The 24,453-nt window shown below is 39.4% G+C and carries 24 protein-coding genes; 6 read left to right on the top strand and 18 right to left on the bottom strand.

Translation table 11 applies throughout. The features are described from left to right. Nucleotides 1–22: 22 nt before the first annotated feature. From ABWO12_RS01395 to rpsF, 4 genes are all read right to left on the bottom strand, one after another. Complete coding sequence (locus ABWO12_RS01395; protein WP_353086642.1) at nt 23–499, bottom strand: DUF6495 family protein; 477 nt, start codon at nt 497–499, stop codon at nt 23–25. Between the two features lie 62 nt (nt 500–561). Continuing rightward, nucleotides 562–1,002: a 50S ribosomal protein L9 gene (rplI, locus tag ABWO12_RS01390; protein WP_353086559.1), complete on the bottom strand. Its 441-nt coding sequence runs from the start codon at nt 1,000–1,002 to the stop codon at nt 562–564. A 15-nt stretch (nt 1,003–1,017) separates the two neighbouring features. Next, entirely contained in the window at nt 1,018–1,314 is a 297-nt protein-coding gene (gene rpsR / locus ABWO12_RS01385) for a 30S ribosomal protein S18 (protein WP_073362644.1), read from the bottom strand. A gap of 5 nt (nt 1,315–1,319) precedes the next feature. Continuing rightward, nucleotides 1,320–1,658, bottom strand: a complete 339-nt coding sequence (gene rpsF / locus ABWO12_RS01380) for a 30S ribosomal protein S6 (protein ID WP_073362646.1) — start codon at nt 1,656–1,658, stop codon at nt 1,320–1,322. A 170-nt stretch (nt 1,659–1,828) separates the two neighbouring features. Between rpsF and ABWO12_RS01375 the strand changes: the two genes are divergently transcribed. Further along, nucleotides 1,829–2,524: a LytR/AlgR family response regulator transcription factor gene (locus ABWO12_RS01375; RefSeq protein WP_353086556.1), complete on the top strand. Its 696-nt coding sequence runs from the start codon at nt 1,829–1,831 to the stop codon at nt 2,522–2,524. Here ABWO12_RS01375 and priA read toward each other — a convergent pair. The 5 genes from priA to ABWO12_RS01350 are packed head-to-tail and all read right to left on the bottom strand — an operon-like array spanning nt 2,521 to nt 8,624. Next, entirely contained in the window at nt 2,521–4,968 is a 2,448-nt protein-coding gene (priA, locus tag ABWO12_RS01370; protein ID WP_353086554.1) for a replication restart helicase PriA, read from the bottom strand. The two genes, ABWO12_RS01375 and priA, sit on opposite strands and share 4 nt — an antisense overlap. Then, nucleotides 4,969–5,397: a DUF2147 domain-containing protein gene (locus ABWO12_RS01365; protein ID WP_353086552.1), complete on the bottom strand. Its 429-nt coding sequence runs from the start codon at nt 5,395–5,397 to the stop codon at nt 4,969–4,971. Then, nucleotides 5,394–6,341: a YihY/virulence factor BrkB family protein gene (locus ABWO12_RS01360; RefSeq protein ID WP_353086550.1), complete on the bottom strand. Its 948-nt coding sequence runs from the start codon at nt 6,339–6,341 to the stop codon at nt 5,394–5,396. The genes ABWO12_RS01365 and ABWO12_RS01360 overlap by 4 nt, the downstream gene beginning before the upstream one ends. Continuing rightward, nucleotides 6,341–7,201: a carboxylating nicotinate-nucleotide diphosphorylase gene (gene nadC / locus ABWO12_RS01355; RefSeq protein WP_353086548.1), complete on the bottom strand. Its 861-nt coding sequence runs from the start codon at nt 7,199–7,201 to the stop codon at nt 6,341–6,343. The genes ABWO12_RS01360 and nadC overlap by 1 nt, the downstream gene beginning before the upstream one ends. Nucleotides 7,202–7,220: 19 nt before the next feature. Further along, the gene (locus ABWO12_RS01350; protein WP_353086546.1) at nt 7,221–8,624 is read right to left on the bottom strand and encodes an FAD-binding oxidoreductase; all 1,404 of its coding nucleotides are present in this window, start codon (nt 8,622–8,624) and stop codon (nt 7,221–7,223) included. A 284-nt stretch (nt 8,625–8,908) separates the two neighbouring features. On the opposite strand from ABWO12_RS01350, the gene meaB reads away from it, so the two are divergent. Further along, nucleotides 8,909–9,991, top strand: coding sequence for a methylmalonyl Co-A mutase-associated GTPase MeaB (gene meaB, locus ABWO12_RS01345; RefSeq protein ID WP_353086641.1), 1,083 nt, complete (start codon nt 8,909–8,911; stop codon nt 9,989–9,991). Here meaB and ABWO12_RS01340 read toward each other — a convergent pair. The 5 genes from ABWO12_RS01340 to ABWO12_RS01320 form a co-directional block, all read right to left on the bottom strand. Then, nucleotides 9,988–11,151, bottom strand: a complete 1,164-nt coding sequence (locus tag ABWO12_RS01340; protein ID WP_353086544.1) for an FtsX-like permease family protein — start codon at nt 11,149–11,151, stop codon at nt 9,988–9,990. The two genes, meaB and ABWO12_RS01340, sit on opposite strands and share 4 nt — an antisense overlap. Continuing rightward, nucleotides 11,151–11,795: an ATP-binding cassette domain-containing protein gene (locus ABWO12_RS01335; protein ID WP_353086542.1), complete on the bottom strand. Its 645-nt coding sequence runs from the start codon at nt 11,793–11,795 to the stop codon at nt 11,151–11,153. The genes ABWO12_RS01340 and ABWO12_RS01335 overlap by 1 nt, the downstream gene beginning before the upstream one ends. After that, nucleotides 11,788–13,257: a DUF4836 family protein gene (locus ABWO12_RS01330; RefSeq protein WP_353086540.1), complete on the bottom strand. Its 1,470-nt coding sequence runs from the start codon at nt 13,255–13,257 to the stop codon at nt 11,788–11,790. Before ABWO12_RS01330 ends, ABWO12_RS01335 begins: the two co-directional genes overlap by 8 nt. Nucleotides 13,258–13,287: 30 nt before the next feature. Further along, the gene (locus ABWO12_RS01325; RefSeq protein ID WP_353086538.1) at nt 13,288–13,512 is read right to left on the bottom strand and encodes a DUF8828 family protein; all 225 of its coding nucleotides are present in this window, start codon (nt 13,510–13,512) and stop codon (nt 13,288–13,290) included. Between the two features lie 107 nt (nt 13,513–13,619). Beyond that, the gene (locus ABWO12_RS01320) at nt 13,620–14,999 is read right to left on the bottom strand and encodes an MATE family efflux transporter (RefSeq protein WP_353086536.1); all 1,380 of its coding nucleotides are present in this window, start codon (nt 14,997–14,999) and stop codon (nt 13,620–13,622) included. A gap of 226 nt (nt 15,000–15,225) precedes the next feature. Between ABWO12_RS01320 and ABWO12_RS01315 the strand changes: the two genes are divergently transcribed. The 4 genes from ABWO12_RS01315 to ABWO12_RS01300 all read left to right on the top strand — a co-directional run bounded on the left by ABWO12_RS01315 (nt 15,226) and on the right by ABWO12_RS01300 (nt 19,781). Further along, a complete protein-coding gene (locus tag ABWO12_RS01315) occupies nt 15,226–16,233 on the top strand; it encodes a T9SS type A sorting domain-containing protein (RefSeq protein ID WP_353086534.1) in 1,008 nt (335 codons plus the stop codon). 130 nt (nt 16,234–16,363) lie between these two features. Next, nucleotides 16,364–16,897 carry an RNA polymerase sigma factor gene (locus ABWO12_RS01310; protein WP_353086639.1) on the top strand — a complete coding sequence of 178 codons (534 nt, stop codon included), beginning with the start codon at nt 16,364–16,366 and terminating at the stop codon, nt 16,895–16,897. A 3-nt stretch (nt 16,898–16,900) separates the two neighbouring features. After that, nucleotides 16,901–17,824 (top strand): hypothetical protein, encoded by a 924-nt coding sequence (locus ABWO12_RS01305; protein ID WP_353086532.1) that lies wholly within the window; start codon nt 16,901–16,903, stop codon nt 17,822–17,824. A gap of 34 nt (nt 17,825–17,858) precedes the next feature. Further along, the gene (locus tag ABWO12_RS01300) at nt 17,859–19,781 is read left to right on the top strand and encodes a vWA domain-containing protein (protein ID WP_353086530.1); all 1,923 of its coding nucleotides are present in this window, start codon (nt 17,859–17,861) and stop codon (nt 19,779–19,781) included. Between the two features lie 57 nt (nt 19,782–19,838). On the opposite strand, the gene ABWO12_RS01295 is transcribed toward ABWO12_RS01300, so the two are convergent. The 4 genes from ABWO12_RS01295 to ABWO12_RS01280 all read right to left on the bottom strand — a co-directional run bounded on the left by ABWO12_RS01295 (nt 19,839) and on the right by ABWO12_RS01280 (nt 24,430). Then, nucleotides 19,839–21,470, bottom strand: a complete 1,632-nt coding sequence (locus tag ABWO12_RS01295; protein WP_353086528.1) for an ABC-F family ATP-binding cassette domain-containing protein — start codon at nt 21,468–21,470, stop codon at nt 19,839–19,841. A gap of 83 nt (nt 21,471–21,553) precedes the next feature. Continuing rightward, nucleotides 21,554–22,510 (bottom strand): Fic family protein, encoded by a 957-nt coding sequence (locus ABWO12_RS01290; RefSeq protein ID WP_353086526.1) that lies wholly within the window; start codon nt 22,508–22,510, stop codon nt 21,554–21,556. Nucleotides 22,511–22,636: 126 nt separating this feature from the next. Further along, nucleotides 22,637–23,251 carry a DEAD/DEAH box helicase gene (locus ABWO12_RS01285; protein ID WP_353086524.1) on the bottom strand — a complete coding sequence of 205 codons (615 nt, stop codon included), beginning with the start codon at nt 23,249–23,251 and terminating at the stop codon, nt 22,637–22,639. Between the two features lie 15 nt (nt 23,252–23,266). Then, nucleotides 23,267–24,430 (bottom strand): sigma-54-dependent transcriptional regulator, encoded by a 1,164-nt coding sequence (locus ABWO12_RS01280; RefSeq protein WP_353086522.1) that lies wholly within the window; start codon nt 24,428–24,430, stop codon nt 23,267–23,269. Between the last annotated feature and the right edge of the window lie 23 nt (nt 24,431–24,453).

The raw sequence follows: 24,453 nt of genomic DNA, 5'->3' as shown, positions 1-24,453 counted from the left end.
TAGCCATTTTTTAGAAAATAGATTAAGATTGATTTAGGATTTCATACAACTGACCATACAACTGACCTTCACTCAGAATCGCACCTTGGGTAATCAATTTAAACAAAGCCAGATTGCGTTCGCCATCGTACTTTTTCATACCCGTATGAATTTCGACTTCGGGGGTAAAAAGGTGTTGCGATAACCATGTTAATCCTTCTTTTTGTAAAAAATCAACGCCAGGAACGTTGGTTTTGATGATGATGGAATGCATGGAGCTCTCTTGGCAATGGAACAGAAAAATATGTAGGGGAGAAAAATGCTCTAAATAGGAAGCCTTGTCCAATACCCCTTCCCAAATTAAATCGGAAAACACATCGAGTTCTTGCTCGGCTACTTCGGGTTTTTGCGCTTTCAATTCGTCCCATTCTTTTTTATCAATGGATTGTGAAGCTAAAAAATTGGCAAATTCAACATGCAACGCTTCAAATTGCTCTTTGGTCAGTCGTTTGTATTTCATAAGGAAAAGGTCAAAAAAAATCCCGTCCATAAGAACGGGATTGAATAGTGATGGGATTTAGATTATTGCTCGGCAACGATTTCGTAAGCCAAATCAACAATCACTGAACGATGTAAACGAACGCTAGCAGTGTATTTTCCGGTACGTTTAACGGTACCGCTAGTGATAAATTTACGATCAATGGTATGACCTGCTTTTTCTAATGCTTCAGCGATATCAATGTTGGTTACCGAACCAAACAATTTATCACCCCCTGCTTTTGCAGTGATTTTAATATCTAATGCTTTCAAAGCCTCTGCCAAAGCTTGTGCGTCAGCAACAATTTTAGCTTCTTTGTGTGCTTTTTGCTTTAGGTTTTCAGCCAATACTTTTTTGGCTGAAGGAGTAGCCAACGTAGCCAATCCTTGAGGAATTAGGAAGTTGCGACCGTAACCGGGTTTTACACTTACGATATCGTCTTTAAAACCTAAATTCTGAACGTCTTGTTTTAAAATGAGTTCCATAATCTTTTCTCCTTATTATTTTAATAAATCTGCAACGTAAGGCATTAAAGCCAAGTGACGCGCTCTTTTGATAGCTACAGAAACTTTTCTTTGGTATTTCAAAGAAGTTCCAGTTAAACGACGGGGTAAAATTTTACCTTGCTCGTTTACAAACTTTAATAAGAAGTCTGGATCTTTGTAATCTACATACTTAATTCCAGATTTTTTGAAACGACAATATTTTTTGGTTTTGTTGGTTTCAATGTTCAAAGGCGTTAGATATCTAATATCTCCGTCTTTTTTTCCTTTTGCTGATTGTTCGATTGTCGACATGATCCTTACGCTTTAGATTTTAATTTTTCTCTTCTTCGTTCTGCCCAAGAAATAGCGTGCTTGTCTAACGCTACTGTCAAGAAACGCATCACACGCTCATCGCGACGGAATTCCGTTTCAAATTGGATTAACACTTCTGGAGAAGCTTGGAATTCGAATAAATGGTAAAAACCACTTTTCTTGTGTTGGATTTCGTAAGCTAATTTTTTTAAGCCCCAATCCTCTTTTGATACCATTTTAGAACCCTTGGAAGTAAGAAAATCCTCGAACTTGCTTACTGTTTCCTTTACCTGAACTTCAGATAAAACGGGATTTAAAATGAAAACAGTTTCATAATGTTTCATAATAGAAATGATTAAAAAATTCAAATTGGGCGCGAATCTAGTGAAAATATTTTACAATGCAAGCAAAATTTAAAAATATTCGCTTAAGTGCAAAAAAAGACGATAAAAATTAGGTTTTTTAATTTAAACCTTATACTTTAGCGGAACCAAATCTATAATAACATTAAATTATGAAGTTAAATTGTGTAGTAGTTGACGACAGTTCATTACAACGAATGGTAATTGCAAAATTAGTAAATAATCATCCTAATTTACATTTAATAGGTGATTTTTCTAATGCAATTGAAGCGAAGAACTGTATGACCGTACATACCGTGGATTTAATATTCCTGGATGTGGAGATGCCTGTCATTAGTGGTTTTGATTTTATTGACGGTTTAAAAGTTAAACCCCAAGTAATTTTCATTACTTCAAAAGCAGAATACGCACTCAAGGCTTTCGATTATGACGCTACCGATTACCTACAAAAGCCGATCGTTTTAGAACGTTTTAACGCCTCTGTAAAACGTGCCTTAGAACAACACATGTTGCGTCGTGAAAACCATGAAGAAGAAGGTGAGCACATCTTCATTAAGAGTAATCTTAAAAAACTTAAGGTTTATACGAACAAAATTAAGTGGATTGAGGCCTATGGTGATTATGTAAAAGTTGTAACCGAAGAAGACACCAACTTGGTACTTTCGACGATGAAATCTTTTGAAAAGGATCTTTCTAAAGAAAAATTCATTCGCGTACACAAGTCGTATATTATTAATATAGACAAAGTAGAGCGCTTCAACAGTAAATACGCTGAAATTGGTGTTACCAAAATACCGTTGAGTCGCAACAAAAAAGATGATTTAATCAAAGCTTTGGCTATCGCTTAATAGTAATCCACATTTACCGTAACTTTTATCGTTCGGTATTGTGCCACCGTATCAAAACTATCCAAAAGGCGTTGGATAGTTTTTTTTACGCCTGTTACCGACTGATTGGCCGGTGTTTTGATCAAAATCGTACGCAAATATTCATTGCGAATTTTGTTGATTGCAGGTTCCTCGGGACCCAATACAGGACTGTCAATTTGTTGTTTCAAACCTTGGTACAACCATAAACTTCCTTCCTTTAGTTTCCCAAAATCACGGTGTTTGAGTGTAAGACGAATTAAACGATAGTAGGGCGGATATTTGTAAATCTGACGATCATACAATTGCTCTTTGAACATTTCTGTATAATTGTGATGCGTCACTTGTTGAATCGTGTTATGTAACGGATTATAGGTTTGGATAATCACTTTACCCTGCTTTTCGGAACGACCGGCGCGCCCTGCAACTTGTGTTAGCAATTGAAAACTGCGTTCAAACGCTCTAAAATCGGGATAGTATAACAAATTATCGGCGTTTATAATTCCGACAAGCGATACATTATCAAAGTCCAAACCTTTGGCCAACATTTGGGTACCTACTAAAATGTCGATTTCCCGATTCTTGAAACTGTCAATTAACTTTTCGAAACTGTATTTGCCACGCGTCGTATCTTGATCCATGCGCTTGATATTGCTTTGGGGAAAAATTTGTGCCAAATCCATTTCTATTTGCTCTGTTCCAATTCCTTTAGTTATCAATTCGGTACTCGAACAAGCATGGCAATGGGAGGGTTTGGCAATTGCATAGCCACAATAATGACAGCGCAACTGGTTTTTGAACTTATGATACGTTAAACTCACATTGCAATTGGTGCATTGAGGTGTATGTCCACAAGTCACACACTCCATAACCGGTGCAAATCCACGGCGGTTTTGAAACAAAATCACTTGTTCTCCCAACGCTAAGGCTTCGGCTATGGCGTCTATCATAACCACACTGAAATGCCCTTTTATTTGTTTTTTGAAATAAGCTTCTTTTAAATCAACCAATTGAACTTCAGGGAGTGGCGTTTTTCCAAATCGTTCCAAAAGATTCACCAAACCGTATTTTCCAATTTTTACATTGTGGTAGGTTTCAATACTAGGAGTTGCCGAACCCAACAGTGTATTGGCGGCATGGGCTTGAGCTAAAACAATGGCTGCATCACGGGCATGATAGCGAGGCGCAGGATCTTGTTGCTTGAAGGTTTGCTCATGCTCTTCATCGACCAAAACCAACCCTAAATTGGAAAATGGTAAAAACAAAGCCGAACGCGCTCCAATTACAATTTGCGCCGTTGGATTTTGCTGTAAAACATTGTGCCAAACTTCCACACGCTCGTTATTGGAATATTTCGAATGAAACACACTGACTGTATTTCCAAAGTAACGCGTTAACCGTTGCACCAATTGGGTGGTTAAGGCTATTTCGGGCAACAAATACAGTACTTGCTTCCCGGTTTGAATCGTAGCCTCAATCATTTTTATATACAATTCCGTTTTGCCCGAACCCGTGACACCATGCAATAAAACTACAGGTTTGGCTTTGAAAGCAAGTTGCAACGCATCATATGCCTCCTGTTGGGCAGCACTCAAGGTGATGGTATACGGTTGAAATGCATTTGTGAAATGAACCCGATCTTCTTGTAACGAATAGGTCTCAAAAACACTTTTGGATACGAGTGCGTTCAAAACCGCATCGCTTACCCCTGATTTTTCTTTCAATTGTTTGACAGAAATGGGCTTTCGGCTTTCTGCTTGGCATTGAAAGTATCCAAGTACGGCCTCTTTTTGGCGCGAACTTTTTAAACTATCCAACAAGGCAACCAATTGGGATTCTTCGGCAAAGGCAGCGGACAGTCGTACATACTTCACCCACTTGGGTTTGTAGGTATGCTGCACTTCCTCATGCAATGCGAGTACGCCTTTTTGCAACAAAGACTGCACGACAGGGTATACATTTTTTCGATTTAAAATTGAGGAAGCCAACTGCATCGTCAAAGAAGATTGGTGTTGCAATGCCTCATAAATCAAATACTCGTCGTCGGTCATGGCGCTGTTATCTACTTGTGCCTCGGGTCGAAAATGAAGCTGCGTTTCACTCTCCAAAATAAATGCTGCAGGTAAAGCGCCTCGAAACACCTCGCCCAATGTACACATATAATACGAGGCAATCCACTGCCAATGGTTCAACTGTATTGCATTGACCAAAGGCGACTCATCCAAGATATGGTCAATCGATTTGGCTTCATACAATTGAGGTGGGGTTTGATGCACATGATGCACCAAAGCGGTGTAAATTTTCCGTTTTCCAAAGGGAACAACAATACGCATTCCGGGTTGTAAAAAATGGTATTCGGCCTCGGTCACCGCATAAGTAAAGGTTCGAGGTAAGGCTAACGGCAAAATGACTTCGGCAAAATACACCTAGCTTTTCTTAACTTTTATCCAATATTGTGTACGTCCCAAAAGCGAAAAACCAACGTAACCGCGCACTTTGAGCTTATCATTTCCATCGAGTGAGATCGTGCATTTGTATACTTTCCCAGTTTTGGGATCTGTAATGGTGCCACCAGTAAATTCATCATCGTCTTTCTTTAAACCTTTGATAATAATTAATCCTTCAATGGGCTTGTTTTTGTCAGCACCCTCACATTGGTCGCATTTTTTATTCTTAGCGGCGGGGTCGATCACTTCGATGATACGTCCGTAAATTTTCCCGTTTTGTTCATAAATTTCAACGATACTTTTCTCTTTACCTGTAGCATCGTCAATGGTTTTCCATTTCCCTAAAATGGTCTGCGAATAGAGGGATGTAGTTAGGAATAATCCCAACAAAATAAGACTTTTTTTCATAGCGTTTCTTCGTTTTGCTTTTTTAATTCTTCTCTATATTTCAATGTATTAATGGTTCCATTCAATTCAAATCCCAACAATAAAATGGCACTGTTGATCCAAATATAAAACATCACGACTAAAAGTGTACCAATCGATCCGTATAACTCATTGTATTTAGAAAACTTGACCACCCAAATCCCAAAAAGATACGAGGTACCGATTATCAATAAAGTGGTAAACACTGAGCCTATAGAAATAAAGGAACGTCGTTTGTCGCGTTTAATACCGTATTTAAACAAGATGGAAGTAGTGAGCAAAATCATTAGAATTACAAATGCATACCGCCCCATTTGAATGAGGGGAATGTCTTCGGAAAGTACATCTTGTATTTTAATTTTTTGGATAAAAACTTCAAAAACTACAATGGCAGCCACCGTGATTAACAACAAAAGCGATAACAACATAGAAATGCCAAATGCTACCAAATATTGACGAATAAATTTTCGTTTAATTCGAACATGCGGGGAAGATTCAAATCCGGTGAGAATAGCATTTACCCCATTGGTCATCAGAAAAACAGACATGAAAAAACCAATAGAAAGCAAGCCGGAATGGGAATGATGCAAGATATCGTCTACAATTTTGGAAATGGCTTCAAATGTCGTAGGCGGCACGCTTTCCTGCACAAATCCCATAAAATCATTTTGAAATCCTTCCATGGGAATGAAAGGGATAAGGTTGAAAATGAATAATGCAAAAGGGAAAAGCGCCATAAAAAAGCTGAACGCAATCGAGGCAGCGCGATTGGAAACTGCATTTTCGAAAATACCGCTGATGTAAAAGGCAATCAATTCATAGAGGGACAATCCATAAAGCCAGGGCAAAGTAATCTGATCCAACAACTGAATAAGCTGCCGAAGGATTGGAATTTTTTGAAGAAGTTCCTCTTTACGATGTGTCATTATTCGATGGCTTTTAAACTCAAATCCATATTATACACCGAATGGGTAAGAGCACCCGAGGAAATATAATTCACCCCACATGCAGCGTATTCGCGTATGGTTTTTTCATTGATATTTCCCGATGATTCCGTTTGACAGCGATTCCCGATTAGCGCAACCGCTTTTCGGGTATCTTCAAAATTAAAATTATCAATAAGAATGCGATGAATCCCTTCGGATTGAAGGATTTCTTCAACTTCAGCTAAATTTCGAGCTTCAACAATAATCTTCAAATCGCGTTGTGTTTCGGCCAAATACGCTTTTGTTTTTTGAATGGCCGATGTGATTCCGCCCGCAAAGTCGTTGTGATTGTCTTTCAACATGATCATATCATACAAAGCAAATCGATGGTTCTCTCCTCCTCCTATTTTTACAGCCCATTTTTCACACGCTCGAAATCCAGGGGTGGTTTTGCGGGTATCCAAAATTTTAGTTCCCGTTCCTTTCAATAAATCCACATAATGCCTTGTCTTTGTGGCAATAGCACTCATGCGTTGCATGGCATTCAATACCAATCTTTCGGCTTTTAAAATGGATTGCGAACGACCTGTAACATGAAAAACGACATCGCCAAAGTGAACGCGCGTGCCGTCCGCAATGAAAACATCCACCTGCATGTCAGGATCGACATAGTAAAATACCTTTTGTGCAAAAGTGACTCCCGCAATTACGCCTTCATCTTTGACCAACAATTTGGCCTTTCCATGCGCATTTGTTGGGATACAAGCGAGTGAACTATGGTCGCCATCACCCACATCTTCACGAATGGCATTGGCAATAATAGTTTGTATTTCGTATTCAAATTGTTCTTCTGAAATCATTCCTTTTTAACTTAAAAAATTATAAATGGTCGGGGAAAATTTTTCCTGGATTTAAAATATTATTGGGGTCAAAAACATGTTTAATTCGTTCCATTAGCTCCAAATGCACTTTGGAAAACGCAATATCCATATAATTCTTTTGAACTAACCCAATACCGTGTTCCCCTGAAAGCGTTCCTTTTAAACGAACCGTAAGTTCAAATATTTCACGAATCCCTTTGGGCACTTCATGCATCCAATGGGCATCGGTCAAATCGCCTTTAAGGATGTTGATATGAAGATTTCCATCGCCTGCATGTCCGTAGCACACGGATTTGAACCCGTACTTTTCGCCTATTTTTTTTACCCCAGTCAACAATTCGGGCAACATGTAGCGGGGCACCACCGTGTCTTCTTCTTTATAAACCGAATTGGCTTTAACCGCTTCAGCTACCGAACGTCGCATTTTCCAGAGGGCTTTCTTTTGGTCTTCGGTATCGGCAAACAATATTTCATCGATGGCAAACTGTTCCACCACATGCATGATTTTCTCCGCCTCTTGCATTAACACTTCGGGATAATTTCCATCAACTTCAATCAACAAATGGGCTTGCACGGCATCGGTAACTGCAACGGAAATTCCCTCTACATAGCGCAATGCAAAATCAATCGCATCGCGTTCCATAAATTCCAAAGCACTGGGCACAATCCCTGCTCGGAATAGCGCTGAAACAGCTTCACACGCTTCTTCTGCTTTGAAAAACGGGACCAACATAAGGATATTATGAGAGTTTAGCGGAATCAACTTCAACACAATTTTTGTGATGACGCCTAAGGTACCCTCGCTTCCTACCATTAATTGTGTCAAATTGTAACCCGTTGAATTCTTTAAGGTATTGGCTCCGGTCCAGATGATCTCACCATTAGGCAATACCACTTCTAAATTCAACACATAATCTTTGGTTACCCCGTATTTGACAGCACGTGCTCCTCCTGAATTTTCAGCCACATTCCCGCCAATGAAACAGCTTCCCATACTACTCGGGTCTACGGGATAAAAGAGCCCTTTTTCGGCTACTGCTTCGCGCAACACCTGAGTGATTACAGCGGGTTCAACCGTAACTTGTAAATTTTGTTCGTCAATCTCAATAATCGTATTCAATCGCTCCATTGACAACCCAATACCCTCGTATACGCACAATGCGCCTCCACTCAAACCCGTACGTGCACCAATAGGAGTTACAGGTATTTTATAACTATTGGCCACCTTAATGAGCTCAGCAATCTCTTGAGTTGAACCGGGTTTTACCACCACATTGGGAGGAAAAACCAAATCTTCCGTTTCGTCATGTCCGTAGTACTTCAATACGTCGGGGTCGATGGAAATATAGGAAGGCCCGACAATCGCTTCAAGACGGGCTAAAAGTTCTAAAGAAATAGCCATTTTTATTTTCAGTATAGTTCGCGTAAAAATAAAGTTTTGTTCCCAAAAAATGAAGCTTTCAGCCTATTAAATCAGTAATCTGTACCGCAAATATTCCGTTAACCATAAAATTGGAAATTCAATGTAGAACATACTCCTTTTTAACATCAACAAAAAAAGTAGTAAAAGCTTGAATGAAAATAAAATTTAATGGTTTAGCAGATTCCTCTTTAAACCCTAAATTTGATGCGTTAACCCATGTTGAAATTAATATCTTTACGAAAACTTTTGTGGTAGCAAAACAAATGGGTAAAAAATCGGCTTTACAAGAAAAGGAAGGAATTCCTCCTCCTCCAACTGTCAATGCGAAAGCGTTGCAACAGGTGGTGTCTAAACGCCGTATACAACCCACCGCTACCGATTTAATTCAGGGTATACGTCAAGGCGACATCACCGCATTGAGTCGGGCGATTACGCTTATTGAAAGTACCCAAACCCAACACCTTGAAAAAGCGAATGCCGTTATCAATGGTTGCCTTCCTTTTGCCAATCAATCGCTGCGTATTGGAATTACGGGTGTTCCTGGCGTAGGAAAAAGTACGTTTATTGAAGCGTTAGGGATGCACTTGACTGGATTGGGGAAAAAAGTTGCCGTTTTGGCCGTTGACCCTAGTAGTATGTTATCGCATGGTAGTATTTTGGGTGACAAAACCCGTATGGAAGAATTGGTAAAGGAACCCCATGCGTACATTCGTCCCAGTGCCGCAGGGGATAGTTTGGGTGGCGTAGCCCGAAAAACAAGGGAAACCATTATTTTATGTGAAGCGGCTGGATTTGATACCATCATTATTGAAACCGTGGGTGTCGGACAAAGCGAAACGGCGGTACATAGCATGGTAGACTTCTTTTTACTCTTAAAAATTGCGGGAGCCGGTGATGAACTTCAAGGCATCAAACGCGGAATAATGGAGATGGCCGATGCAATTGTAATCAATAAAGCCGATGGAGATAACGTTGCCAAAGCGAAATTAGCTAAAACCGAATTTCAACGTGCCTTGCATCTTTTTCCTGCCAAAAAAAGCGGCTGGACACCACTTGTGAGTACTTGCAGTGCATTTGAAAAAAAAGGTATTGATACCGTTTGGGAAACCATTACCACCTATCAAACATTGGCTCAAGAGAATGGATATTTTGAAACCAAACGCCGTGCTCAAAATGAATATTGGATGCTAGAAACCATACAAGAACAATTGAAAACAACCTTTTTTACGCATCCTAAAGTAATGAACGCACTTGACCATTACAAAGAAGCGGTTTCTCAACATCAAATGTCGCCTTTTGCGGCAGCTCATTCATTATTAGAATTGGCGAAAACGCCCAACGATTAAGTAATCAATCGCCAAGACCGAACTAACCAGCGGTATATAAGCTGAAATACCATGGCATACATCACAAACGGAATCACAAGCGCCATTACTCCCAACCAAGGATCTAGATACGGTGAAAGCATGCCTTGACTCAGGGAAAGTTTTGATAGTGAATATTGAGCTATGGAGAGAATTCCTAGCGTAAACAGCAAAATTACCAACAACATTCGGCTAAATCGAAAACTAATTTGTTGCACCATTTTTTTGGGTGAATAGCCTAAAGCGTATTTGATGGAAACTTCCTCCCGACGTTCTAAAAAGGCCATTTTAATGTAGTTAATCACCAACACAACACTCAACAATAGTATAAAAACGCCTAGTAAAGCGATAGCTTGTAATACCAACATGATTTTCCCTTTAATCTTGGCCGAACGAAGCGATTCTTGATTGGATTCGTATCCTTTTTTCTCCATTTTGGCAATCAACCCACCATCTTTTGCATCGTTAACTTTTACCAAAACACGGGTGTAAATATCACGATGTTTTTGTGAAAAGGATTGGGTAGCATTGAGTGAATCCAAAAAGGCTTTGGGGACTAAAACCGAGTGTATGCGATCACTGAGTCCGATCAACCGCCCTTTGTAGGTTACATTTTTATCTTTTAGGGTCAAATTGATATTGACTTCAATTTTTTTGGCAAAATCTTCAGTAATCTGGGGTAAGCCTTGGTTAAGCGCAAATCCGTAGTTGTACAAATTCAAATATTCCCTAGAGATAACAATGGGAATTACATTGTTTTCAACTTTAAACGCTGACAAATCTTGAATATCGATCGCCTCATTGTCAACGGCCTCTAGGTACATATCGGTATAAAACGGAATGAAATTACCGCCATCGGCTGAGACTTTAAAATCATTGGAAATGATCGGAAATACTTGCTTTACTTCACTCCATTTTCGCAATTCGGCCAAATCATTGGCATTGAAACCGATTAATTCTTTTCGTCCGATATTGTCTGGGGTAATCGTTTTGGATAAGGTAATCCAATAGTTATACGACTCGTTTTTGGCACCAAAAAGCGCATTGGCATTGCTATACAATTGGACACACCCCAACACCAGCAAAAAGGCCAGTAAAAGTCCTGGGATAACCCAAACCGATTTGGAAACAGATTGATTCATTAGAGCTGTAAAACGTGACATTGGTGAGGGAACGCAAAAGCATTCAGTTCAAAGAATAGGACCGCAGATTGGTGGGAAAAAGCTACTTCAACAATCAAATCATAAGCTACTTTCCGGTTGGCGGAATCCAAATGACTAAAACATTCGTCATAGACCAAAAAATCGGCGGGATGTATCAAACTTCGTAAGATGGCACCCCGTTGCCGCTCGCCATAAGAGCATTGCGTCGCCTTTTGATCGAGCACTTTGGCAATACCCAAACGTTGGGCATAGGTTTCTAACAGGTTTTGGGTTGCCGCATCAGCTTTACCAAACGTTCGCATCAGTATATTTTCACGAATGGTTTGTTCAGGAATAAGACGTACATCCTGAAAAAGCAGTTGAATTCCTTTTTGACGAAAACGCACCAATTCCTCCAAGGATAAATTTTGGAGGATTTGGCCGTCGTAGGTGATTGTCCCTTCATAGTGGAAATGATTCCCGAAAAGCGCTGTAGCTAAGGTAGATTTCCCACTCCCAGAAGGGGCAACAATTAAATATTGGTTGCCTTTTTCAAAGGTGATTTCTTGTTTCCAAAGCGAAGATTCCGCCAATTTAGGGGAGAAATAAACGGGGAAAACCGCATGTAATCCGAGTTTATTCATACCCCATGAAGTAATGAATCGCGTTTTCTTTATTCTTGTCTAAAGTGATTTTAATTTCCGAGGTAAAAGAGCCATCGGTTACTTTGGCTGTAGAAACAATATCTTTGATATTAGCGCGCATGTTGGTATAACGCAAACCTTCATTAATTTGCGAGCCATCCATCCACGAGATACTGTTTAACCCTGATTCCTTATTCAACTTGGTATTGTTGGCGACTTTACTCTTTTTAATACCTTCCAATTTGGCAGGTTCTGTAGCAAATACCATCATCGAATTTGTCATGAGAACGGTACCTTGACTTTGAATCATAGGCATCATTTTGGTATTGATAAAATCCATCATCTTTTTACCTTTTGCTTTATCGATGCCCAAAGCAAGTAGCATATTTTGTTTGGGATAAACCCCATATTGCATATTGTCTTCGCTGTAATTTTGGAAGAACTTAAAGTTGGCATACGCAAAATCCCCTGTAAACGCATTCATCACATCATCTAGGGTTAACTCTTGAGAGGCCAACATGTTATTGGCAGCCGACTCCAAGCCTGCTTCTTTGACCATATAACGCACCAAATCCATGCTGAAAAATCCAATTCCATAGCCCGAAGTATCGTCCAATTCTATGTTTTTTACCATATCATAGTTGACTCCTTTTCCTTGGTAATATTTTTCAACCACCTTACGCATTTCGTCATTAAAATGCGTTTGCGATGCCATAACAATCTCCCCTTTTTCAAAACGAACTGAAACTGCTAAAGCGGCATTTAAGAGCAATTTATTCACCGCCAACGACTCAATATATCCTTTGGAAGCCGTATTGATCACCCCATGCAAATTCACCCAAAGACTCATATCGGTTTCTTCGGTAAGCGCCGTTTTTATTTGCTCCTGAACGGATTCGTTTTCGGTAGCCTTCCGTGCTCGGAAATCGGCGTAATATTTCTCATCCGTTTCTTGGTAATTTTGACCGTAACTGTTGTTATAGTTGGTGAACTTTGACAAAATAAGCACATCATCATCGAGTGTTCCTATCAGCTCACTCCCGGCATAAACCGTTTTTTTAGCAGCATCTACTTTAACTTCTTTGCGGGTGAGTTTTGAAAACTTTTGTTCAAAAATTTTGACATCATCCAAACTCATGATGATAGAAACCGCCATATCATTATTCACATTATCAACCATCACATACATGGGTTCGTCCATGTTGATCCCCGCACTTTCGCCATTCATGAGCAATTGAAAAGCTTCTTTCTCATTGTCAGACATGTTTTGCATATTGGGATCTTTGGCAATTTCCTCTTTGGGAAGTTTCCCATCGAGTTCGTTTAAATTGATTCTAGAAACGGCCAACGTTTTGTCGGTTACATATTTCAATACTACTTCATTGGAATTGCCTCCACATGAAATCATTACAGTGCTTACTAAACAAAGCAATAGTAAGGCTTTCAAATTGTTCTTGATCATAATAAGATAGGATTATAGATAAAAAAATGTTTATTCAAAATCTTCCATTTCAGCATCGTAGAATTCGCCTGCTTGTTGGATTAGGGCTTCCATTTCGGCCTCCAATTCAGCCTGATCTTCATCATCGACATCATCAAATATTTCGACCTCATCATTGGCCAAGTTAATAATGAATCGAGGATAATCTAAATGAATAACGAAAAGGTCGTCGGGAAACTGAGAGTTATCAGCCAGTACAAATTTTGGAAGATTCATGAAAAATAATTAATTAAAGTAATAAAACAAAAGGCAGCGTTGCGACTAAATTTGACTTTAAATCTAGATCTACAACTTGAAGTAGTAGCGCAATGTAGTGATGTGTTTTAAATTACTGTGTTTTGGGTTAATTTCTTGGTTAAATAATGAAAACGAATATACAAAAAAATTGCAGCAAACGTCAATCCAGCCAATAATCCTATCCAAACCCCAACAGCACCCAACGCGGTATACTTCCCAAGGTAAAAGGATAATGGAAATCCAACAATCCAATAGGCGATAAAGGTAATATACATGGGTATTTTTACATCTTGGAGTCCCCGTAGCGCTCCCAAAACCACTACTTGTATCCCATCGGAAATTTGAAAAAAAGCAGCGACAATCAATAAATTAGAGGCAATAGTTAGTACTTCGAGTGTATTAGACCATTCGTTACTGTTGTCTACATCGAGAAATAGTTGAGGCAAATGGGTATGAAAGAGCAGGAAAAACAGCGCAAATACGATTTCAACCAAAACAGCTAGCAAGAAAACAGAACGGGCAACGCGCACTAGTCCTCTATAATCTTGCATTCCTTTGAAGTTGCCCACACGAATCATCGAAACTACGCTAAGGCCCATAGCAAACATGAAAGTCAGCGACGCCAAACTCAACGCGATTTGGTTGGCCGCTTGACTTGTTTTTCCTAGGGTTCCACATAGCCAAATGGCCGCGGTAAACAAAACCACCTCAAACAACATTTGCAATGCCGAGGGGATTCCCAAATCAACAATTTGTTTCGCAACCCGATACTGTAAATTTTTAAAATGAAATTTCGAAAAATAGGCTCGAAGTTGCGGTTGCCGAAAAAGTAAAACATGCATAAAGACCAGCATAGTGATACGAGACAAAACAGTTCCTAAAGCCGCCCCTTGAATGCCCATTTTTGGAAAAATCCACCACCCATAAATAAAGATGTAATTGAGTATGATGTGCACCACATTGGCCAACAAAATAGCATACATAGAATACTTGGTAAGCGATAATCCATCAGCAAACTGTTTGTAAGCCTGATACATAATTAAAGGAACTAATGAGAAAGCCACCTGTACTAGGAAAGGTTCGGCAAGTACCAGCACTTCCGCTGGCTGTTCCAATAGTTTAAGTAAAGGAATTGACAATACGACGAGACCAAATAACATCCAACCCAAAAGGGTGCATAAAATCCACCCGTGCTGAAAATAGGTGCGAATTTGTTGGATATCGCTAGACGCATCTGAATGCGCAATCAAAGGAGTCAAAGCGGTTGAAAACCCAATTCCCAGAGACATTGCTACAAAAATGAGACTATTACCAAGTGATACCGCGGCCAATTCAGTACTTCCCAATCGACCTACCATAATATTATCAACGATACCAATTAAAGTATGTCCCACCATTCCCAAAATCACAGGATAGGCCAATTGTATATTATAGGTAAATTCTTTACGGTACGATTGCCAAGTCATCGTTATCAAATAAGGAACAAATGTAGACCCCTTTTTTGAGCTATGCAAAAAGAATCCATGTATCAAATAAAATATTTTGTAATATTATTCTTATAATTATTAATGTAGATACTTCAAAACTCGATGAAATGCACTTTTGTGTAGTTAATATTATTATTTTATCGCTATTTGTAAGTATTACATTACTTTAATTGTAATTTAGTGTGGTCAAATCAAAATAAAACCGATGAAAACAATTACCTTATTTCTATTTCAACTATTAGTGCTTAGTGCCACTGCTCAAAATTTTTTTCGCGAAGATTTTAACAGTTATATAGTTAATCAAAATCTCTCAGGACAAGGTCTTTGGACGAATTCCGAAAACACCTACGGATTAGGTTCATGCAACACGTCTAATTGCTCTAATGCTAAAGTGATTCAACAAACGGTTGGATTTTTAAATTGGGGAACCGCTAATCGTTCTGTTGAATTAATTGCCAATGGTGACGGCTGTGGCGTTCCTTTTCCAGCTCAAATTGCAGGTGAAATCTACATTGGATTTGTATTACGATTGTCAAGTTGCGCCTATTCGAGTCAGGAATTTTTTAGAATCAGTGGTACAAGTACTACAACTGCGGCGTTAAAAGTATATGTGGTTCGATTGAATTCTTCACAATATAGTGTAGGTATTTCTAAAAATAGTGGAAATATTGTTTGGTCTTCCATTCCCTACGCTTTAAACACAAATCAATTAGTGGTGGTTCGATACAGCATGTTCAGCGGTGGTTCGGATGATATCTTGCGTTTGTATACTAACCCCGTTGTAATGGCCGATGAACCTACCTTACCTAATGCCTTGACTAATAACGGTGAAGATGCAAGCAATACGTTAGATCGAATGGTAATCAACTTACGAAATGCCAATGCCCCTTTGGGCCGTATGGGATTGATAAGTATTGCTCAAACATGGGAAAACTTGCGCTATAGTGCTTTAAGTCAAACGGAATTTAATGCCGCGCAATTTATGGCGCAGTATGATGCTGGTGAAATTGCCGTCCAAAATTCTCAAGAGTCCATTCCAGCAACCATAACATTATATTCTACCTTGGGACAATCCATTACAACTACAAAAATAATTTTAGATTCGGGAACTACTCGTATTCAGATTCCCTCAAATTTAAGTCCGGGCATGTATATCCTACATTTCCAAGATGAATACAAAAATGAATTCATAAAAAAATTGATGGTTAATTAAGAAAGCCTCCTTCGGGAGGTTTTTTTTGGCTATCACTCTCCTTAAAATCAATACTTTTGAAAAAAAACCATTGGGTTTCCAACCTTTTGAGAAGAAGGTATCTCTTTACTATAAAAACACCTACCCCGTGATTGATGAAAAATTAATAGAGGGCTGCCGAAAAAAACAACGTGAGGCACAACGACAGGTCTATGAAAAATTAGGTCCGTATTTGTACCGTTTGTGTAAAAGGTATTTAAAAAAGGAGGAAGAAATTGAGGAAGTATTAGCCGATTCATTTTTTATTCTTTTTACAAAAATTGATCAACTCAACGAAAACAAAGCGTTTTGGAGTTGGGCGAAACGCATCACTATAAACGAATGTTTACGGCATTTGAAGAAGAAAGTCAATTTCAACTTGTACCTTGAAGACCGCCCGCAAATTCCTGGTGTTGAAGCCGAGCAAGAGCAACCGCTTTTGGAAGCTGACTTACTGAAATTGTTGGACACATTGCCGCATGGAAGTCGAACTATTTTTTCGCTATTTGTCATTGAAGGCTATAGTCATAAAGAGATTTCAACCCTACTCTCGATCACGGAAGGAACCTCAAAATCACAACTCAATTTTGCCAAATCCAAACTTAAGGAATTGGTCAACCTACATTATTACCAACAGGCGAAATAAATTATGGAACATAACGATAAATTTTGGAGCCAATTTCAGCAACTCGATGCGACGACGACCGAAGATACTTTTCCAGGTATGGAAAAAATATGGGACCGTGTTGAAACCAAGCTGGATCATAAAGTAGCGGTACAAGAACAATGGAAATGGAAGAAAATTGCTGTAGCTGCATCGGTTACGTTGCTCATTTCTATCAGCTATTTGATTTGGAATAGCTCAGAAAGTCCTACGCCGACTTCACCCCTTTTGCCTAAAAAGGAAATCCTTTCAAATGAGGTAACCGTTCAACCCAGTAACAATCCCTCAGCGGTCGATCACCCTGTGGAAACACCCAATCATCCTGCACTGCAACCCAACCTTGAGACTTTGGTTGAAAAATCAGTTCAAGCGACACCCATAGTAGCCGAGGCTGAGAAAAAACAGGAAATTCAAGAGGAAGTTCAAAAAGAAGCTGATATTGTTACGCAAAATAGTAGAGTTCCCAAAGAAGTAATCGTACAACCCGGAGCTTACAATACCGCCTCGTCTAATTTGAGAAGTACATTAGTTCCGCAACGAAAATTTGACGCTATTGGCGTACAAGAAAGTCCGAAAATGGTCTTACGAGGGAAAAGTAAAAATACAGCGCAAAAAGAGGAACCGTTGGTTGTCGTAGATGGCGAGGTTACCGAAAATTACAATCTTGAGGATGCCGATTCTGTGGTGTATTTAAATAATCCGCTCTATATTATTGATGGAACAGAATACACTGAAAAGGAAGTGTTTGGCCCCAACCCGACTTGTCCTTATGCCCCACTTAAAGAACAACCTATTGAATCGGTTACGGTACTGCAGGCCGAAAAAGCGATCGAAATCTATGGTAAAAAAGCTGAAAATGGTGTGGTGATTATCACTACGAAAACAGGAAAACCTACACCGAAGAAGTAAATCAAACTATTGTTTAACGTAAAAAAGTAACGCCATGAAATATGTAAAACATCTTTCGTTAGCCCTTGCTATGCTTATTCATTTCGTAAGCTTTGGGCAATTAAAAACCATCACAGGGCAAGTTGTCGATGACCAGGAAACATTACTCCCCGGAGCCTACATCGCAGTTAAAGGAACAAAAAAACAAATTACCTCCGACTTGGATGGGAAGTTTAGTATGTCGGTGAATATTGGCTCCACATTAAGTGTGAGTTATATTGGGTACCAAACCAAAGAAGTGGTCGTGGGTAAAGCCAATCATTACCACATTCAATTAAATGCTGAAGCAAAGGTATTGGATGAAGTTGTTATTACGCATGGATACCGGCTCGTCACAAAAAAAACAAGTGTGTCAGCCACTAGCGTTGTTGTCAATGGTAAAATAGTAGAAAACCGACCCAATACCAATGTGATACAAACTTTACAAGGACAAATTGCAGGGGCTCCTATTAACGTAATGGAAGAAAAAAACAAAAGCGATTGGAAGTCAAAAAACATTAATCCCCAACCGGATGAAGAATATGGTGCATTGATTGAAAACGTCTTCGAAAGTCCACGCGCCAATCCATTATCGACCTTTTCTATTGATGTGGATAATGCTTCATATACCAATATTCGACGTATGATTAATAGTGGCCAAAAAGTTCCCAAAGATGCCGTTCGTATTGAGGAAATGATCAATTTTTTCAAATACAATTACGCACAACCTTCAAGAGAACATCCTTTTGCCATACATACCGAATACAGTGCATGTCCCTGGAATACAAACTCCAAACTGTTGCGTATTGCGCTTCAAGGAAAAACATTGGAAAGCGACCTTTTGCCTCCTTCCAACTTGGTGTTTCTTATCGATGTTTCGGGTTCAATGGGTGCTGCCAATAAATTACCTCTCGTCATTCAATCGTTAAAGGCTTTAACCTCACAGTTGCGTGAAAATGACCGTATCGCCATCGTGGTGTATGCTGGGGCTGCTGGGTTGGTATTGCCTTCTACAGCGGGAAATCAGAAAGATAAAATCATTCCTGCACTCGATAATCTCTCGGCGGGAGGAAGCACCGCTGGAGGCGCTGGAATTGAACTAGCCTACAAAGTAGCGCAGGAAAACTTCATCAAAGGAGGCAATAATCGGGTTGTTTTGGCCACCGACGGCGACTTTAATGTCGGTTACAATTCATCCAGCGATTTGGGCCAATTGATTGAAGAAAAAAGAAAAACTGGGGTCTTTCTAACCTGTTTAGGCTACGGTATGGGGAACTATAAAGACACTACTTTGGAAACATTGGCCAACAAAGGCAATGGAAATTACGCCTACATTGATACCTTGCAAGAAGCCAACCGTTTTTTGGTCAAAGAATTCAAAGGAACGATGTTTGCAATAGCGAAAGATGTCAAGATTCAAATCGAATTTAATCCCTCCTTAGTCAAGGCCTATCGGTTGATTGGATATGAAAATCGAAAATTACGACCCGAAGATTTTAAAAATGATGCCATTGATGCAGGCGAATTGGGAAGTGGTCATACGGTGACGGCTTTTTATGAAATCATTCCCACAGGCGTAGAATCCAATCTATTTGTGGCTACTGATGATTTGAAATATACCCCAAAAGTTGCCACTAATGCGCAATTAAATAGTGAATTGGCAACGGTCAAATTTCGATATAAAAAACCTGACGGTGATCGTAGTACCGAAATGACCCGTGTGATACAAAACATAGAGATCGGTGCCCACAATGCATCTCCCGATTTTCGTTTTGCGGCAGCTGTGGCTTGGTTTGGCTTATATTTGAGAGATTCAAAATTGATTCAAAACAAATCGGTTACGGATATAGAAAACTTAGCCAATACCGCAATTGGACAAGATAAAGAGGGCTATCGCTACGAACTGATTCGATTGGTTAACACATTTCACCATAATTAGTTAGGGTTAATTTTGGTTAACGAAAAGGCCGGGAGTTGAGTGCTTCCGGCCTTTGATTTATTTTTCAATCTCTTTTAAGTTTTCCATTTTTTTATATTCCAAGAATCCTTTAATATCCTCAAAATGCTCTCGTACGCGCTTGTTTCCAAATTCAAAAACCTTAGTAACCAAGCCATCTAGGAAATCCCGGTCGTGCGATACCAGGATTAAGGTGCCGTCAAAGTCTTTAAGCGCCTCTTTGATGATATCTTTTATTTTCATGTCTAAATGATTCGTAGGCTCATCCAAAATCAACACATTAACAGGCTCAAGCAATAATTTAATCATTGCCAAACGGGTACGCTCGCCGCCCGATAAAACTTTTACCTTTTTATGTACATCATCGCCGCCAAACATAAAGGCGCCGAGAAGATCTTTGATTTTGGTTCGAATCTCACCCACAGCTATTCGATCAATCGTTTCAAATACTGTTAATTCACCATCCAACAATGCCGCTTGATTTTGGGCAAAATAACCCACTTGTACATTGTGACCGATTTCTAATTTTCCATCAAAATCGATCTCATTCATAATAGCTTTGATCATTGTAGATTTCCCTTCCCCATTTTTCCCTACAAAAGCCACTTTTTGTCCCCGTTCAATCACCATACTGGCCTCCTTAAACACCACATGATCATCATATTTTTTGGATAAATGTTCTACAACAACAGGATATTGCCCGCTTCGAGGTGAAGGTGGGAACTTTAAACGAAGCGCCGATGTATCGACCTCATCTACCTCAACTAACTCGAGTTTTTCCAACATTTTCACCCGCGATTGTACTTGCAACGTTTTGGAATAAGTTCCTTTGAATCGTTCGATAAATTCGGTGGTTTCAGCAATCATTTTTTGCTGCTCTTCGTACGCCTTTTGTTGGTGCGCTCTACGTTCTTTTCGCAATTCTAAATAATGAGAATATTTGGCACGGTAATCATAAATGCGTCCCATAGTTACTTCAATGGTACGGTTGGTGATGTTGTCCACAAACGCACGGTCGTGAGAAATCACCATCACGGCTTTGGCTTGATTCAATAAAAAATCTTCCAGCCATTGAATACTATCCATATCCAAGTGATTGGTGGGCTCATCGAGCAAAATCAAATCGGGTTTTTTCAACAATATTTTGGCCAATTCAATGCGCATTCGCCATCCCCCCGAAAATTCAGAAGTCGGCCGATGAAAATCCTCTCGCTCAAATCCAAGACCTTTCAAGACTTTCTCGACTTCAGCTTCGTAATTGATCTCTTCGATTGAATAAAATTTTTCGCTTAATTCAGAAACTCTTTCAATCAACTTCATATAATCGTCGCTTTCATAATCGGTGCGCACCGTAAGCTGCTCATTGAGCGCATCGATTTCTTCTTTCATCGAAAAAATTTCCGCAAAAGCTTTGGAAGTCTCTTCAAAAACCGTCACATCATCTTGCGTCAATAAATGCTGGGGTAAATAAGCGATTACCGCTTCTTTGGGCGCCGAAACAGCACCGCGTGTAGGTTTGTTTTGACCGGCTACTATTTTTAATAAGGTCGATTTTCCCGCACCATTTTTGCCCATCAAGGCTATTTTATCGGTTTCATTTACAGCAAAAGTAACTTCACTAAAAAGGGTAGTTCCTCCAAATTCAACAGCGATATCGTTTACGGTAATCATAGATGTAATAGCTTTAAAATAAAGCGGCAAAGATAGCGGAATTAAGGACTTCTTGAGAATGGAGTAAAAGAAAAAAGACAACCCTAAAGTTGTCTTGTTCTGCGACGGTTTTGTATGTAATCAGTGATCGCTTTACGGGTGGTGTACCAGTTTTTGCCTTCTTTATAGGCGTCAATCTTACCTTGACGAGCTAATAAACTAATGTACTCCTGACCGTATGGAGTACCTGGCTCACTCACTATTGTGGCAATCGATTCGTAAGGCTCTTGACCCGGAAAAGCATTTAAATAAATGTTTAAGGTGCGTTCTACAGCTTGACACATCAACAAAATGAGCTTTTGATAATTACCATTATTCGCTTGATTGAGCGCTTCGTAGTATTTTTTACGGTCATTTTTTAAGATGATGGCTGGTGGAAAACCCGCTTGCATTAACAATAAATTCATCACCAAACGAACCGTTCTGCCGTTGCCATCAAAAAATGGATGTATCCAAACAAATTTATGATGGAAAATTGTTGCCAATTCTAGGGTGTTTAAGTCTAATGGGTTATTGTGTACAAAGGCAATTAACTCATCAATGAGTGTTGGGACTTTAAGCGCATTGGGAGGGATAAAATTTGCGCCTGAAATACGTACTCCTCCATTGCGAAGTCGACCCGCGAACTCTTCTTCGATCGAACGCAACACATAAGCATGTAACGTTAAAATATCGCGGCTTTGAAGCTGATAGGAATCATGCACAATAGAATACAAATACGCAATGGCGACTTCATGGTTTTTGACTTCAAAATGCTCTCGCAACGACTTCCCTTTGATGGTAATCCCCTCTTGAAGCACAAGCTGGGTTTCGCGAAGGCTCAAGGTGTTCCCTTCGATACTATTGGAATTGTAGGTCCATTCGATGGTTAAGGATTCTTTGATTTTTTGGAGGGCACTTTGAGGCAATGGTCGTCCTCGATCTAACATTTGTTTTTTGTCAAACAAGCGTTGGAACGTTTCTTCAAATTCTACATAGTAACTTCTATCAATCTCCCACATACCACAAATGTATCGTTTTGTCTTTGATTTATCATTATCCGATATTAATTTTAACAAAAATAAAAAATCCCGAAGATATCGGGATCGGTTAAATAACGTATTCTTTTATTGTACGTCGTCTTCGTCCTAGTCGTCCATTTCAAAAAACAAGGGTTCGATCATGATATTTTCAGCGACAATTTCGAGGCGCTCCGTAATTTGAGAACAAAAGAATATTCGCTGTACTTTTTCAATACTTTCCGATAAACGAAGAATCTTGGGTTCATAGCGATTTTTTAGGATCACTTCAGCATCATCTAAAATAAACATTTTCAATTGGTTTACATCAAAACCAGCCGAACCAAACATAATCGTCAATTGATTGGGTGTGCCAATTAATACATCAATTCCTAGAGAAATTTGATTTTTATCTTCGTCCAAATCCGAACGATCATGAACATGATGAATGCGCAAAGAATTATACTTATTCATTTGATTAAAAATGTCAACCATCTCCATGACTTTGGGTTTGTCATTACATATAATCAAGGCTCTTGGAGATAATTCAAAAGGTTTGTCCAAGCGCTGAATAACATGGAGTGCTATTGTGGTTGACTTCCCCGAACCTGCGTCACTTTGAATAACCATATCGGCACCACTTTTTATAGCTGCATAGGTTCCCTCTTGTAGGCCATTAGCCGTCGTTAAACCCGACTCAATCAAGGCTTGCTGAAGTAATGGGTTTATTTTTTTTAACTGCATAAATCCTTTTTAAATTTATTTACTCGCAAATAATTTCACATCATTTTCTGAAATCTCTTGGCCTCCCAAAATAATCAAACGCTCGACCACATTGCGTAATTCGCGAATATTTCCTGTCCAATCGTATTCTTGCAGCAATTGAACCGCAGCTTGGGAAAACTGCTTGGGAGCATTTCCTTGTTCTTCAGCAATTTTGGCTGTAAAATGCTCTATCAACAACGGGATATCATCACGACGATCATTTAACGCAGGAACTTTGATTAAAATTACAGCCAATCGATGGTATAAATCCTCCCGAAATCTTCCTTCTTCAATTTCCTTTTTTAAATCCTTGTTTGTTGCTGCAATGACGCGAACATTGACTTTAATATCTTTATCAGCACCAACCCGCTGAATTAAATTCTCCTGCAATGCCCGCAAAACCTTTGCCTGGGCAGCCAAACTCATATCGCCAATCTCATCCAAAAAAATAGTACCCCCGTCGGCTGCCTCAAACTTCCCGGCACGATCTTTAACCGCCGAAGTAAAAGCTCCTTTCACATGTCCAAATAATTCACTTTCAATCAACTCTGAAGGAATCGCCGCGCAGTTTACTTCAACAATAGGGGCCTCAGAGCGATCGCTTTTTTGATGTAATTGGTGGGCGACTAATTCCTTACCCGTTCCATTTGGCCCCGTGATTAAAACGCGGGCATCAGTTTTGGCAACCTTTTCAATCATTTCCTTGATATGCTGAATAGGTGCGCTATTCCCGATGATTTCATAGTTCTTGGAAACCTTCTTTTTTAAAATTTTATTCTCAACAACCAATTGCTTGCGATCCAACGCATTGCGAACGGTATTGAGTAATCGATTTAAATCAGGGGGTTTGGAGATATAATCAAAAGCTCCTAATCGCATGGTATTGATGGCTGTTTCCATATCACCATGCCCTGAAATCATCACAATAGGAATTTCAGGCTTTATTTTTTTTACCGCCTCAAGGAGTTCTTCCCCATCCATTTTGGGCATTTTTATATCGCACAAAACCAAATCAAAATCAGTGACTTTGATTTTTTCCAGGCCTTGCACTCCATCTTCAGCTTCTTCCACTTGATAGGTATCGCTTTCTTCTGTCAAAATTCGTGTAAGCACACGACGGATGGAAGCTTCGTCTTCTATGACCAATATTTTAGGCATAAGTTGTATTTTTTAATTTTGAG

This window comes from Flavobacterium sp., assembly GCF_040379285.1.
Lineage (GTDB): Bacteria > Bacteroidota > Bacteroidia > Flavobacteriales > Flavobacteriaceae > Flavobacterium.
Note: the sequence above shows the minus strand (reverse complement) of the source record. Positions and strands in the feature narration are given on the sequence as shown.